Origin of the sequence: Companilactobacillus baiquanensis, from assembly GCF_003946605.1 — a bacterium.
In the GTDB taxonomy this organism is placed as follows: domain Bacteria; phylum Bacillota; class Bacilli; order Lactobacillales; family Lactobacillaceae; genus Companilactobacillus; species Companilactobacillus baiquanensis.
In genome coordinates this window covers 93,258-109,674 of the sequence record NZ_RHOQ01000003.1, presented here as the reverse complement: position 1 = coordinate 109,674, position 16,417 = coordinate 93,258, and the positions used below count along the sequence as shown (strand labels likewise).

6 protein-coding genes are annotated in these 16,417 nt (G+C 35.6%); 2 read left to right on the top strand and 4 right to left on the bottom strand.

Annotation, left to right across the window (positions count from 1 at the left end):
• Window positions 1–82: 82 nt before the first annotated feature.
• Both EKM77_RS06095 and EKM77_RS06090 read right to left on the bottom strand, forming a co-directional pair.
• A complete protein-coding gene (locus tag EKM77_RS06095) occupies window positions 83–4,402 on the bottom strand; it encodes an MBG domain-containing protein (RefSeq protein WP_125593175.1) in 4,320 nt (1,439 codons plus the stop codon).
• Window positions 4,403–4,444: 42 nt separating this feature from the next.
• A complete protein-coding gene (locus EKM77_RS06090; protein ID WP_125593174.1) occupies window positions 4,445–6,508 on the bottom strand; it encodes a lectin-like domain-containing protein in 2,064 nt (687 codons plus the stop codon).
• Between the two features lie 450 nt (window positions 6,509–6,958).
• Between EKM77_RS06090 and EKM77_RS06085 the strand changes: the two genes are divergently transcribed.
• Both EKM77_RS06085 and EKM77_RS06080 read left to right on the top strand, forming a co-directional pair.
• Window positions 6,959–9,412 (top strand): hypothetical protein, encoded by a 2,454-nt coding sequence (locus EKM77_RS06085; protein ID WP_125593173.1) that lies wholly within the window; start codon window positions 6,959–6,961, stop codon window positions 9,410–9,412.
• A 125-nt stretch (window positions 9,413–9,537) separates the two neighbouring features.
• Entirely contained in the window at window positions 9,538–12,006 is a 2,469-nt protein-coding gene (locus tag EKM77_RS06080) for an L-type lectin family protein (RefSeq protein ID WP_125593172.1), read from the top strand.
• Between the two features lie 40 nt (window positions 12,007–12,046).
• Here EKM77_RS06080 and ppsA read toward each other — a convergent pair whose 3' ends face one another.
• Together ppsA and EKM77_RS06070 are read right to left on the bottom strand one after the other, a co-directional pair.
• On the bottom strand, window positions 12,047–14,437 hold the full coding sequence (gene ppsA, locus EKM77_RS06075; RefSeq protein WP_125593171.1) for a phosphoenolpyruvate synthase: 2,391 nt from the start codon (window positions 14,435–14,437) through the stop codon (window positions 12,047–12,049).
• Window positions 14,438–14,644: 207 nt separating this feature from the next.
• On the bottom strand, window positions 14,645–16,114 hold the full coding sequence (locus EKM77_RS06070; RefSeq protein WP_125593170.1) for an RNA-binding domain-containing protein: 1,470 nt from the start codon (window positions 16,112–16,114) through the stop codon (window positions 14,645–14,647).
• Window positions 16,115–16,417 lie beyond the last annotated feature (303 nt).

Genomic DNA, 16,417 nt, shown 5'->3' with positions numbered 1-16,417 from the left:
TTTTAAGCGGAAAAAGCTATGTTTTGTTCCACGTTTATGCTGCATATTTTGAGACAAAACAATTTTACAGGTGTTCACTTTTTTAATTCATATCTTTTTTAATAAATTCGTTAGTCGAAACACGGTAGTTAACAACACCATTAATCACTACAACTTTATCTACTTTATAAGCTGTATTTGCTGGCAATATAACATCGGTATTCTTGCCTCGTTCGTTATAAGCAGTGGTTTCTGAATTAGTTGTTATAACTGTATCAGAATCCTGATACTCATAAACTTTTTCAACGGGCACAAATTCATCAGTTGAAACTCGATAATAATTTTGACCATTTATGATTGCGATCCTATCAGTTCTCCATTCTGAACTTGGAGCTAAACTTCGACTTGCTGGTGATCCAGTATAATCTACTAGATTACCTTTTTCGTCATTATATACTCTGATAAAAGTTGGACCTTGATAAAGGTATACATAGACATCGCTTGCTTTAACAAATTCATTGGTTGAAACACGATAATATAGCACATCATTTAATGTATATTCTTCATCGCTACGCCAGTCAGTATTAACACCCAACATTCTATCTTCTATCAAATTACCATCTTTATCGTAAAGTTTAACCATCTTAGTAGTTGTTCCTACGGTTTGATTTTTCATTACAACTTTAGCTGTGTCTTGATTAGAATAGTTAGGAACTAAAGGATCGGTACCATTCTTAACTTCATCACCATCACTAACCCCATCTTTATCACTATCTGGATCCAAAGGATCAGTACCATATTTTATTAATTCATCGGCACTAGTTAATCCATCTTTATCAGGGTCGGCTTGATAATGAATAATTTTTGGTTCATTAGAATCGTCAGTACTTACAACAGTTGCAGCTCCATCACTATCTGGCAAAATCGCCTCGCCTTTAGTTGGATCAATTGTTTGCTGATCGACAGTTTTACCGTCATTAGTCTCTGTAACAGTTTTTGTACCGGTTGCAGGATCATAATTATATACGGTTTCCTTATTTCCATCATCGTTCCATTGTTTCGTAACTTTAGTTACATTACCATCTTTATCCTTTTCAGTTATCGTAACGTTGCCATCTTTATCAACATCTTTGCCTAATACGATTAACTTTCCAGGAATGAAAGTAATATCAAAATTGGGATTATCACTTGAGGCTGTAATATCGTAGGTACCAACAGTCGTTGAATCTGGTTCGTTGTAACTCAAATTCAAACTAGGTAGTAAATTATCATCCCCAATTCTTGGTTTTACAAGTACAGCATTATTTTCCGGATCATTTTCACCAACATATACAGATTGACCATCAATCGTAACGATAATTGGACGTTTTGCCACATTTAACTTAGCCGGAGTTATTGAACCAAATTTATAATTAGGATTTTCAGTATTCAACCTCTTTATTGCCGCATCATTTAATTTAATACTGTAATTTCCCCCAGCTTGCAAATCAGAAACATTAACGTCTTGTTTATTTCCATCAACAATTTCAAAGTCACTCTGATTAAAGGTCATCTGACCAACACCAACTGTGGCAGAAAAACTAGGTTGATCACCATAAGTCATATTTACTGAATCAATATTTACCGTAGCGGAAGCTGGAGTGATCGTAAATGTTCCAGGAGTGACTGTTACTTGATAATTTTGACTATTAGAAGTTCCGGTTATTTGATAATCATTAGCATCTTCACCCTTTTCACGACTTAGGGTAACATCTAAATTTGAAATATTATCATCTGGTTCAAGTACTTTAGCAGAATCAGGGGTTAACTCCAAAGTGGGTTCTGGATCACCAAACGTCTTCTGCCCATCAGCCGCCACAACGGTTACAGCTTTTTTAGTAATACTAAAATTACCAGACTTGAAAGTAACATTATAGTTTTTATTTAATTCAGAAGGATTAGCTAGATTAATTTTATAATCTCCAACATTTTTACCAGTTGCTCGACTTAATTCAACACCTAAGTCTGCAAGGGTATCACCAGTTACTAAGCCATCGGCAGAATCACCAGTTAAAGTATATTCAGCTGGATCAGCCTCACCGTATGTCTTACCACTGTCAGCAGCAGTGACTGTAATATTTTTTGGAGTTACTACAAGTGTATTTGCTTCAGGATTACTAAAGTCATAGTTAGGATTTTTCTCATGTAATTTGTCTAAAGCGCCAGCTTTTAGTTGAACTTTATAAGTTTCACCAACTTGTAATCTGGTCGTTACAACATTACCTTGAGAATCCACTACTTCATAATCATTTTGATCAAGATTGTCAGTAACATCACTGGTTGTTGAATAACTGGAAAATACAGGTGTAGAGCCATACACAACTTCTGTGGGTTCAATCTTAATATCTGCGGAAGCTGGAGTGATTGTAAAGGTTCCAGGAGTAACCTTTATTATATAGTTACTATTCTCCGCTGTGCCACTTATTTTATATTCACCAACGTCTCCACTAGAATTACTTGTTAAATTAAGAGTCAAATCAGTAAGTTTGTCGTTATTAACCAACTGACTAGCTGAATCAGCACTTAAAGTAAATGTAGGATCTTTCTGACCGTAAACTTTGGTATCGTTTGCTGCAGTAACGGTTATTTGTTTTGGATTAATCGTAAATGTTCCATCAATTACAGTAACCCTATAGTTACTATCAGCTGCTGTACCACTTATTTTATATTCATCAGCATCTTCGCCAGGCACACGACTTAATTCAACACCTAAGTCTGCAAGGGTATCACCAGTTACTAAGCCATCGGCAGAATCACCAGTTAAAGTATATTCAGCTGGATCAGCCTCACCGTATGTCTTACCACTGTCAGCTGCTGTTACTGTAATGTCCTTTGGATTTACGGTTAGTTGGGCGCCAGTAGGCGTACTAAATTCATAATTTGGATTAGCTTTTTGAAGTTTATCAAACACTCCATCTTTTAATTGCACAGTATAATTCTCGCTAACTTGAAAACCTGAATCGACTGCTTTTCCGGTTGAATCGACTACTTCAAAATCGCTTTGTTCTAGATTATTAGTAGCATCTTTTGCATCAATTGTGCTTGTAAATGTTGGAGTATCTCCATAGGTTATTGATACTTTGTTAATAGTTAGATTAGCAGGGGCTTTAGTAATCGTTAACTTTCCGGGATTCACTGTAACATTATAGTTTGCGCTATCGCTCGTACCGGTTATATCATGACTTCCAAAATTTACATCTGAGTCACATGTCAAAGTAACACCTAAGTCTGATTTTGTATCATCACCTACAAGAGAACCTGGTTCTACAGTAAAGGTCAATGTAGGATTAGGCTCCCCATAGACTTTAGTGATCGGATCAGCGGTTACAGTTACTGGTTTTTTACCAATAATAAAATTACCTGAGTTTACTGTAACTTGGTAATTTTTAACACTTGAAGTATCGGCATTAATTTCATATTGGCCAGCATCTTTACCACTAGCTCGCACAAATTTAACACCGATACTATCCAAAGTATCACCATTAACTAAATTATCAGCTGTACCAACTAATTCAGGCTCAAGATCATCACCGTAAGTTTTAGCATTGTCAGATGCTGTTATAGTCAATGGACGTTTGTTAACTGTAAGTTTTCCAGTATTAAATTTAGTAATCTCATAATTTCCTTTATTTAAATCAGCTTGAGCCTGACTAGTATATCTAATTGAATAATCTCCACCAACTTGTAGTTGATTGGCTGTGACTACCTTTTTTGCCGTATTATCATATATTTCAAAATCCGCTGAATCAACAGCAGTTCCATCTAATTCGCCACTAATTTTGGGTGTATCACCATAAACCACTGATGAGCTATTAACATTAGCGACAACATCTTTTGGATTTATCGTTAAAGTACCAGAAACATAGAGTCCAGCATTCTCATTAGTGCTAAAACTCTTTAACTTGGTACGTCCGGCATCAGTTAATTTAAAGATATATCGGCCTACATCTTTAGGCGTCACTGGTGTATCACCCATACCTGAAGCACCAAAAGTATAAAATTCATAGTAGTCAGGATTATTTAATTCCTTAATTTGATCAGAACTAACTGTTCCAAAATCTGGGCCAAAGCTAACCTTAGGAAATCCAATGTCATCTCCGTAATTAACAACCCAAGAATCAAATGTTGCCAAACTATTTTGAGCATCTTTATTAGTTGTCTTCAAGGAATCTAAGTCTTCTTCGAAACTTACCAATAAATTTTGAACTGCCTCTATGTTTTCATATCCAGTTTGACCATCTTTGTAAATATCTGTAGCAACGGTATCCGTTTTAGCATTCTCAAAAGCAGTCTTGGCTTGACCATTTTTATCTGAAACTTGTTCATAAATATCAGCAACTGATTGTAACAATTTGTAAGCTGAAGCTTTTTGAGCATCAGTCAATCCAGATATCACGACAAAATCGTTATACGCAGCTTGAGCTTCTTATTTATAACCGTCCGCAGTAGTTTGATTATCAGCGGCTTGTTGCTCCCAATAATCCAAAGTAGCTGTTGTTGGCAAAAGTATGCTATCAACAGTTTGTGGTTTTGTACTATCAAGCGAATCTGTTGCGTTAGCATTACCAACATCTGACCAATAGTAGTCGGCACTATCAATGTCTTTTCCACCACTAGATATTGCATTGCCTTTAGAATCTTGATAAGGTTGCTTATTCAAATTATCAGAAATAGATTGACCTGTTCCGACGGTGGCGTTATCAACGACTGATTTTCCGTCAATTGTTTTACCATTGCCAGTATAATAATGTCCAACCGGATTAGCCGTATTAGATGTCGGCGTGGATGTATCAGTTTGAGTTGTACCTTGATCAATTGGCAAAACGTCTTCAGCTATGTTCTGCCCATCAGCAGGTGGATCTAGAGTAACTTTTGTTGTTGTATAACCCGGTATTTGAACTAAAGATGGTTTGCCTTCAACTGCAATAACCGTCACCGGTTGTAGCCCACTAATTGGCTGTTTAGTCGTCGAATCAACTGGTGTAACGTGTGCTGTAAAGGCTAATCTTACAGGAACCGTCATCTGCTGATTATCACCATCTGTAACCGTATAACTGTAATAAGTGCTATCTGCAATATTATCTTCGCCTTTAATAACGTGAACAGTTCCATTGTTATTAGCAACGACTTTATCCCCATCGATCAAATAAACATTTCCGGCGGAATCCTTTGGTATAACAGATACCAATGAAGCATTGACTTCACCCGCTGCAACTGCACGTGCGGCAGCTTCTTGAGTAGATAAAACAGAAATAGTATCACCGATATTGGCAACGGCTTTAACATAGGTCTTATCCAACAAAGCATAGTCATCTGCGGAATCAACAAAATTGACCGTTAAGGGAATTGTCTTAGGAGTATAACTAAATTTACTGATTTTAGCTGAATAATCATTCAAACTTCCACCTGTTGAAGCTGCAATCGAAAGTGAATAACCAGTACTAATATCGTCGATATGACGACTAAAGGTAGTTTCGTTTAAAACAACGGTTAACATTTGTGTTGAAGCGTCATAATTCATAGTGAAGTCATTAACCGGAATGGAACTACGTGTTAAGCCAAGGGCACCAGAGGATTGAACATCACCTGTTTTGGTACTTTGCAAATTACCAGACTGGTCAGTTGTTCTCCAGCCTACGTATGGATAAGTAATTGAATAATTACTAGGATCATTAAGGTCATTATTATAATATTCATCGAAAATGAAACCAAAGGCATTGCTCAAACCACCAAGTCCCAATTGTCCACCAGAGCCACCTTTAGTGGCCTCTGCGGGATCACCTGGCGCAAAAATAAAACCGATACTATCTGCACCACCGCTACTCTTACTACCAATACCTAAAGCACCGGACATTGAAAAGTCGTGACCAAAATCAATTTCATGTTCGAATGAAACATGTGCTGCTTGGTGTCCTGCCACATTAGAAGTACTGCCCGATGAAGAGTAAACGGTATGAGAACCCAATGCTGTAAGCGAAATAGACCCATCTGCATTGATTGTTTGAGTGTAGATATTTTTTGTAGGATTATAATCCTGATCGCCACCATCCCTATTTTCAACAGTTGCAGTAAAGTGCCCTCCGATTTGATCAGCTGTTAAATTAACGGCTGTTTCATCAGCACCTACACTGACATTTTGATTTTGCGATAGAACCGGATATTGTGTTGTTGCAGTATTGGAATCATCAGTTGTACTTTGTTGTGTTTGATTTGCTTGTGTTGCCTGATTTGTATTTTCAGAAGTGCTATTAGTATTGCTACCAGCAGGTGCAGGTGTCGGCGATTCAGCTGCACTGTTTGACATGGTTGTTTGCGTGCTCGTTGCCGCCGCATGAACATCGACGATCCCAGTACTTTCAGCAATTGCGAATGCCGAAAAACTTACAAGTAAACTACCGAAAATACGTGTCTTTATTTTCCAGCCAGTATGTCCCTTATATAATATGAATCTCTTTTTTACATCCCCATTAGTTGCTTTTTGTCTCAACATTTCAATCTCCCTTGTATTAGCTCTCCCACTAATAAAGTTTTCTTTTCCCTTATTTAAAAATTCTATTTTTTGATAATTTCGTTTAAGTGACCACCCTTAAATCACCTAGCTTAGATAAACCGTTTTGCTAACGACAATAAGTGCAAAAAAAATACTACTTAAATGATCTAAGATCACTTATGTGCCATGATGCATCAACGATTTTATAAAAATACTTATAACAGCTATAATATAGTTCAATAAGCAAAAATATTCAATGCAATATAGGAAGTAATAAGATAATATCGGAATATTGTAGTTTAATATTTGATTAAAATAGGAAGCAAGATTTCTAAATTTGAAAAGTTAAATTATTTCCTTAATATAGTAATTATACAATATGTGATATACTGAAGTTATCATATAATTACAAATGAATTTGTAATAATTGTTCTTGAGGGGGAGCAATCTATGAGGAATATTCGTAAATTAAGCTTGTGGGGATTCATTTTTCTCATGAGCATTTTTAGTACTCTAATAATCAATAATAATAGTGCTTTCGCTGCTTTAACTAGCTCAACAGATTTGGCTGTTTTAAAAGACGCTCCAACTGGACTTGCTGTCAGCAGTTACATGTCTAACGCTAAACCTGTCAGTCCTGATGGCATAACTGGATATCCATATACTACTAACTCGGCCCAAATAGTCGATCATTCAGGTAGTAACACACCAGATGGAAATGTTATTTCATTAGCCAATGGTAATGGAACATATGGCTCAATTTGGTCGACTGATCAAACATTTGATATCAATAAACCACAGACGATTTCTGCTTGGTTATACTTTGGATCTGGGGAAGGTTCTGAAGATGTCAACAGTGAAGGTATTGCTTTCGTGCTACAAAATGACAAGCGAGGTGTCGCCGCTTTAGGAGCAGGACTTGATGGTATGGGTGTTTATGGTTTTGACAACTCTACAATGCTAGTCTTTAACTCTTATGCCAAAAATATATCTTATGTAGCAGGTTCCGCCATTCAAAATAGTGTTGCCCTTGAATTTGATACCGCCAGGAATAATTTCTTCGGTGATAACAATAAACCTATCGGCCTTAGTTCATTGGGAATACCCCTATTGGGTGATTTATATTCTCAAAATGGATTTGATACATCTTTAGGATCTAAGCCATCTTCTTCTATTGGGATACCTGGTAATTTAACATATGGTACCGGTGGTGGATTCGGTAGTATCGCTGTTACTTATCCATCATTTGCCGGAACTTACTATCAGTTACCTATATCTGATATGAAAGGTGCAAGCACTCGTTACCCTGGATTTGATAACGGAACCGTTATGGTCCACTCCAATCCAACTGCCGCCAACTTAATCAATGAAAACAAGCCTTCTGGAGATCCTGTTTATTGGCATCATGTCACTATCGATTGGACCCCTGCTGACGGATCCAATATGGCAAAACTTACATATACATATAATGATATTAGTGAAGAAGGACTAGAGAATACGTCGTCTAAGAAAAAAATTGTCACTAATGATATCGATACAAGTAAATTAAATACTACTTCAGGTAAAGTCCGCTGGGGCTTCACTGGAGCTAACGGAAATACTGATTCCGCCGCCACCAAATTAGTTGCCCTTGATTCAACTCCTGAATCACCTTATTCGGATGCCAGTGCTTCGATCACCGATAAAACATTGAATAAAACCATTTCAAATGATGCAACTGATAACACGGTTGCTGATGGGGATAAATTATCTTTAGACTACAACCTTAGTTACATTCGTGGTGATGACCCTATACAAGCAATCGCCGCAAAAATAAAAATCCCTGATAATGTAACTGTCACCCCAGATGCAAACGGAAATATCGCCACCATCACATATGCAGATGGCAAAGATCCCGTCCAAATTTCTTCAGATGATTTGATTGATGAAAGTCTCCAATATACCCTAGCCAAGGATCTGTCCGATACTAATAGTTCAGCCAAAATATCAATAGCGGCAACAGCTAACAACGACACTAGTAGCGATATTAATGTAAAACAGGCAGCCGCTTCATTCACTGGTAGCAATAGTATTGCTTTGACTAGTTCACCAGCTTTTACAATTTTGGCTAAAAAAGATTACAGTTTGAACCTAAGTACAAATTCCAGCACTGATTATAACCTGCTTTATAAAAATGATAATTCTACTTGGAATTCAGACCTCAATCTAAATTATAGTGACAATGCACCAAGTGATCTTGCCAGTTCAGATATCATCTTCAATATAGAAGTCGGAGGTCATACGTATACATCAGCACAAGATATCGATCTAAAAGGTGGATTCCCTGCTTCTACTAATATTGATTTTCTAAAAGTTATTGAAGGATCTGGCGATGATATTTGGGATATTTTCCCACTGAATTCTACTAAAGAAGTTAAAGTCACAGCAGTTGATAGAACTAACGGTATGGTTTCAAACACATTAACTTATAACGTTACCGTTCAACCTAATAAATCTTTGGCATTAAAAGTCTCTGATAATTTGGCATTTCAAGATATCCATTTTGGTAATAGAAGTACTTACCTAAAGCGTAAATCGGACTTTGACTTAAGCGTTACTAGTCTTCGTGAACCTTGGCAATTATCAGTTACTAGCAATGGACTTTATGATAGTAATAATGATCTTAACGGCAATATGACCCTTGTATATCGACAAAATGACACTTCTGATTATTCACCAATTAGTTCTACTCCTTTAGTAGTTGAGACCAATAATAATTCATATACTACTTCAACAACTGATAACATTTCAGAAGATTGGGAACCTGACACCGGGTTACTTTTAAAGCAGTTAGAAATCAGTCCGGCTGGTACATATACTGGAACTTTAAAGTGGACCATAGCTGATGTAATTTCCAATAATTAAGCAGCAAAATACCCCCTACCTTATAAGCACAATAATGTTTAATTATTCATCGTATGATATAATTACATAATCAGACAGTTATAAAATGAATTGTAGTGATTGTTCTTAACAGGGGGGCAATACAGATGAAAACTAAATGCAAAGTAAGCTTGTGGGGATTTATCTTCCTCATGAGCATTTTTATTATACTTACAACAAATATAAATAATGTCTCGGCGGATTTAACTAGTAGCACCGATAAAGCAGTTTTACAAGATGCTCCCAATGGTATTTCCATCGGAGATTATTTGGGCCAAGATACTCCAACAAAACCGACGGCAGATAAAAATTTTCCTTATACGACTAACTCTGCACAAATAGTTGATCGTAACGGTTCTTCTTCAACAAGTAACGGAAATATTATTTCTTTAGCTAATGGTAAATCGACCTATGGTGCACTTTGGTCAAAGGATCAAACATTTGATATTACAAAGCCTCAAACTATTTCTTTTTGGGTATATTTTGGAACAGGAGATGCATCAGATGAAATAAATGGTGAAGGTGTTGCTTTTGTGTTGCAAAATGATACTAGAGGTATGAGTGCATTAGGAGCTGGGCTTGATGGTTTAGGTGTTTTTGGAGCTGATAATTCTACAGTTTCTGGTATTCCTGGAAGTATTATCATTCCAGCATCATATACTTCCAAGTCTGAAAGTTACATGGCAGGAACGGCCGTTCAAAATAGTGTAGCCTTGGAAATTGACTCCAAACTAAATTCATTCTGGGCATCTAAAAATGGCGTTCCTATCCAGCTTAGTAACGCCGGAATAACTTCTAATAGCACACTATATTCCCAAAATGGCTTTGACACCCATCCCGGTGGAACGCCAGTCATTTCTGATATCCCCGGTAAACTAACATATGGTAGTAACGGTGGAGGAAACGGAAATATTGCCATAACCTATCCTGCATTGAGTTCTACTTACTATCAAAAAGGTAGTCTAACTAGTGCCAGTAGCGCCTATGGCAGCTATGATAAGGCTACTATAATGATTAAATCAAACTCCACTGATGTGGATTTAACAGATGATAAAGATGCTAATAATAATCCAATTTATTGGCATCATTTAACCGTCAATTGGACGCCAGCTCCTTCTGGATCTAATATTGCCACTCTAAAATATGCATATAATGATATTAGTAAGGATGGATTAGAGAATCCCAACGCTAAGGAAGTAAGCAACCAAATAGATACCTCAAAATTGAATGTATCTTCTTCAAACAAAGTTCGTTGGGGATTCACCGGATCTAATACTACTTCAAGTTCCGTTGCTACCAAATTAGTAGCCTTTGATTCTATTCCTGAATCTCCATATGCTGACGCAAGTGCATCAATTACTGATAAAACATTGAACAAAACGATTACGGATGGTGCGACTGATAAAACAGTTGCTAGTGGAGATGATCTTTCTCTTGACTACGATCTTAATTACATTCGTGGTGATGAAGATTGGAAATCTGTTATTTCAAAAATCAAGATTCCTGACAATCTGACTGTTAGTCCAGATGAAAATGGCAACATTGCTACTATTACATATGCTGATGGTCAATCACCTACGAATATTCCGGCCAGCGCTCTTCAAGATAGTACTATTCAATATGCATTGGAAAGAGATCTGACAAATACTAATAATGTTGCTAAGATTTCAATTTCAGCGACTGCCAACAATGACACTTCAAGTGACATCAATGTAAAACAGGCACCAGCTTCATTTACTGGTACAAATAGTATTGCTATGACTAGTTCGCCTGCATTTACGATTTTAGCTAAAAAAGATTACAGTTTGAATCTAAGTACGAGTTCTAGTACCGATTATAATTTATTTTATAATAATCCAGATACAACATTTACTTCTGATCTCAACTTAGGCTACAGTGACAATGCTCCTAGTGGTTTAACAAGTTCCGATACTATTTTCAAAATAGAAGTAGGAAATCATACATACACCGCGGCTGAAGATATAGCTCTTCAAAGTGGTCAATCTGCTAAAACAACAATGGATTTCATGCAAATTATTGAAGGTAGTGGCGATAATTTCTGGGATATTTTTCCAAAAGATTCCACTCAAGAAGTTAAAGTAACCGCAATTGATCGAACTAACGATTTAGTTTCAAATACTTTAACTTATAACGTCACTGTCCAACCTGATAAATTATTGCACCTGAATGTTTCTGATGGTCTAGAATTCCAGAATATTCATTTTGGTAACAAGTCTACCTATCTTAAACGAAAATCTGGATTTAATTTAAGTGTCACCAGTCTTCGTGAGCCTTGGAAATTGTCAGTTACAACTAATGGACTTTATGATAGTAGCAACGATATCAATAGTAATATGGAATTAGTTTACAGAAACGATGATCAATCTAACTATTCAAGCCTTAGTGAAACACCGTTTACTGTTGCAACAAATAACGAATCATACAGTACCTCTACAACAGATAATATTTCTGATAAATGGGAATCTGATACAGGATTACTCCTAAAACAATTAGGACTTAGTCCGGCTGGTCAATATACTGGTACATTGACTTGGACCGTATCGGATGCACTTTAGAGCAAACAAAAAAATCTCACATTTTGTGAGATTTTTTTTATTACCACTCATAATTAGTTGGATCTTGTAAACCATTACCTGTTGCTTTATCCAACATAATTCTTTGTTCAAAGTGGGCAACGTTACGTTTTGTTTCTTTAACCATATCAGGGTTAACAGATACATAGTCAATTCCACTTTGAATCAAGAAATTAGTAAATTCTGGATATTCTGAAGGAGCTTGTCCACAGATAGAAACGGTTCTGCCATCTTTATGTGCTGCCTTAATTAGATGACGAATTGCACGTTTAACGGCTAAATTACGTTCGTCAAACAATGGAGCAACTGTATCATTATTACGGTCACAACCTAAGATCAACATTGATAAGTCATTTGATCCAATTGAGTAACCATCAACGAACTGGTTAAATTGATCAGCCAAGATAATGTTTGAAGGAATTTCAGCCATCATATAAATCTTGAAGTCTGCACCTCTGACCAAACCTTGATTTCTAATAATATCAGTAACTTTTCTTGCTTCATCCACTGTACGAATAAATGGAATCATAATATTTAAATTCGTTAATCCATATTCATTTCTAACCTTTTTAACTGCTTCTAGTTCTAGTTTGAAGGCATTGATATATTTTGGATCGTAATAACGTGAAGCACCACGCCAGCCTAGTAGGTCTGCTGGTTCATGAGGTTCATATTTATCTCCACCTTTAAGGTTACGATACTCACTGGACTTGAAGTCGGATAAACGTAATACAACTGGTCTTGGTGACATAGCACGGGCAACTTTTGAAATTCCATCAGAAAGCATATCAACAACTTTTTCTGGATGTCCTTGCTCAATTAAATATAATGGATGTTCATGAATATATGATGTCCAGATAAATTCTTCACGCATCAAGCCAATTCCGTCTGCTGGAAGTGTTGAATATTTATCAGCTAATTCTGGATCACCTAGGTTCATCATTACTCTAGTTGCTGTTGGTGCAAATGTTTCTGCCGCAACTACTGATTGACTTTCTGAACCTGATTTTTTAAGGATTCCTTCTACTTTACCTTGATAAACAACACCATTTTTAGCATCAACGGTTACTACGTCACCATTTTTCAAGTTATCAGTTGCAGATGATCCCTTACTTGTAGTACCAACAATACATGGAATCTGCATTTCACGAGAAACAATTGCTGCGTGACATGTCATACCACCATTATTAGTAATAATAGCAGCAGCCTTCTTCATAGCTGGAACCCAGTCAGGAGAAGTCATCAAAGTAACTAAGATCTCGCCCTTCTTAAATTGATCAATATCTTTAGGATCGTCAATAACATGTACAACTCCACTAGCTAAACCAGGACTTGCTGGCAATCCACGAACAACAACTTTAGCATCTGATTCTGCAACCACGTTATCATCTCCAGTATCAGTATCGTTATCTTTTTCTTTTTGTGACCAATATGTTTCTGGACGAGCCTGTACGATCCAAAGACGATTTGTATTTACATCAAGAGCATATTCCATATCCATATAACATCCGTAATGCTCTTCGATCTTTTTAGCATAACCGGCTAATTCAATTACTTGTTCATCAGTTAAAACTTGTTCATCTTGTAATTCCTTTGGAACTGCTTCTTCTTTAGTTCCACCATCAGCAACTCTATTTAACTGAATAGTTTGTTTAACTACATTTTTTTCAACGATCTTTAAAGACTTCTTATCAATAACAAAATGATTTGGTGTTACTTTACCTAATACGATATATTCACCTAAACCACGGATCCCATCAATAATAATCTTGGAATCATCCCCATTTGTTACATCAACAGAAAACATAATTCCTGAAGCCTTTGAGAATACCATCATTTGAACAGCTGCTGATAAAGCAACTTTCTCATATGGGAATTGTTGTTTATGACGATAATATGTTGCACGAGCAGTAAATAATGAAGCATAACATTCTTGTACTCGATTAACTACATCATCAGCACCTTTAATATTTAAATATGACTCTTGTTGACCTGCAAATGAAGCATCCGGTAAATCTTCAGCAGTTGCAGAAGATCTAATAGCTACAAATGGATCATCTTGACCCATTTTTTCGGATAAATCTGCGTAGGCTTTTTTAATATCATTTGCTAAATCGTCTGGCATCTTTGCTCCAACGATTAAATCACGAATCTGTTTACACATTGTTCTCAGTTCATCTGAATCTTCATAATCCTTCATGCCATTGAGTAAGGCATTGACCTTATCATTTAAACCTGTTGTCTCCATAAAATAGCGGTATGCACTAGCTGTAGTAGCGAAGCCATAAGGTACTGGCACATCCATCGAAGAAGTCATTTCCCCTAATGAAGAAGACTTACCACCAACTAAGTTAACATCTTGACGATGTAATTCATCGAACCATAAAACATTTGCTGTATCACGATCTTTCATGAAATTACCTCCCTTTAATGTTGAAAAACAAATAAAATACGCTGTGTAAACGGTTTCATTCGCAACTCAATTGTAAAACACTGATGAACAAAGTGCAATAAAAGATATTATATTTAAGTGATATTTTTTTAAATATGATGTTTTATTCAGAAAAATGACGTTTAATATAAATTGTCTGTTGTAAACTAATGTCATACATGAAAGTTTCTACTGTGTTATATTTCTATAATATTTTTGATTCGAACTTCTAGGTTTATCAGGGATAGTACGTTGGATCAACCCCTTCTCTAATAAGACATTTATAACACTTACTCGATAACTATTTATATTACCCTTATTTTTATATTCAGATAAATTGTATATTTCTTTAGCAGACATTGGACTAGTTAAAATTTTTAATACATTTAACTGTTCCGTAGTAAGTGAATATTGAGAATTATCGAAATAATTGATGGCCGTTTGATTTGAAAGATTACTTAAACCGTTCCCTGTAATAGGCAACGTTACAGTGAAATGATCTTCATTATCAATGATAGGTTCTCCACCAAGTAATATAGGTGCCAGATCAAATATTTTACCTACACCTGAACCAATTTCATCAACAAGTCCAATCATATGGAAAATTCTGGCAATATTTGGATTCTTAGGATATGGTCTTATTTCTCCACGTTTCAGCTTACCTGGATGTACTGGCTTATTTGCATTTTCAATAGTAATATCCTTTCTGGTAACCTCTATTCTTGATACGAAAGGATTAGAATACTCACGATGAACCAACATATTCACTATTATTTCTCTAAAAAGAATATCCCTTATTTCAATTCTTTTATCCTTTTTCAAATAAAATGGATTATTGATGTGTTTAGAAATAAAATCCATAATTTTTGAATAACTATCGATAAGATTCGTTGAAATTCGTAAGCGATCATCATACCTTTCATTATCATCAATTCTTATTAATACATCGATAGCAAAATAGGGTATTATCCCACGGATAACTTCATCTTTTCCAAATGTTAGTACTCCGGCTAGTGTAAAGCCCTCTTCCCCTGTAAGATAGTCTTTACGATACATAGATAAACTCTTCAAAATTTCTAAATCAGTTTTACCGGTGAGATTCAATTCACCATTCCCACTAACACTGATTTTCCTAATATATTCAATCAATTCATGTTTGAAATCTTCTACTTGAATATAAGGATATATTTTGTTTTCAGTATATTCAGATTGTTTTCTGGTATACATCTGTTGGACAAGGTTCGTGTTATTAGTAATATCAATATCAGAATCATTATTACGATCAAAAATAATCTGTCCGTTCATTCGATGTACTTGAGAACTATTTGGTACAAATACATGTAAAACATTTTTCCCCTCAATTTCATATTTATCAACGTCCAAATATAGTGGTGGGGTTATCTTTTTTCCAGATTGAATTACTGTAACAAAATTTTTTATCATTTCATTAATTCTTGTAGATGAAATACCCAAAATAGTTCCATCATCCTGAATACCGAAATATATATTTCCTCCATAACGATTAGAAAAAGAGCATACTGTTTCATAAACATCCTTGGGAATCTCACCTAGTCTGTCACGTCCCTGAGCAGCTTTGAATTCAATAAACTTGTTTTCTTTACCCTCTTTAATTTCCTTCTGAATATTATTAGGAATCAATTAAAACGCTCCTTTCCATATTATTTATAGTCATTAAAATCTACTATAATATATTGTTTTTTATAAGACTTATTGCAACTTATCGAGACTTATTGATTTTTATAAACCTTATTACAACTTATCGAGACTTATTAATTTTTATAAGACTTATTGCAACTTATCGAGACTTATTGCAACTTATCGAGACTTATTGATTTTTATAAACCTTATTACAACTTTCAATTCTTAGCAATTATATCATGTGCATTCCTAAGTTTGGGTTAGCACCTAAAGTAGGAAATACTTTTCAACTCATCATTTATG

Coding starts and splice junctions, on each gene's coding strand:
- EKM77_RS06090 (WP_125593174.1), bottom strand. CDS start 6,508: ATGTTGAGACAAAAAGCAACTAATGGGGATGTAAAAAAGAGATTCATA.
- EKM77_RS06085 (WP_125593173.1), top strand. CDS start 6,959: ATGAGGAATATTCGTAAATTAAGCTTGTGGGGATTCATTTTTCTCATG.
- EKM77_RS06080 (WP_125593172.1), top strand. CDS start 9,538: ATGAAAACTAAATGCAAAGTAAGCTTGTGGGGATTTATCTTCCTCATG.
- ppsA (WP_125593171.1), bottom strand. CDS start 14,437: ATGAAAGATCGTGATACAGCAAATGTTTTATGGTTCGATGAATTACAT.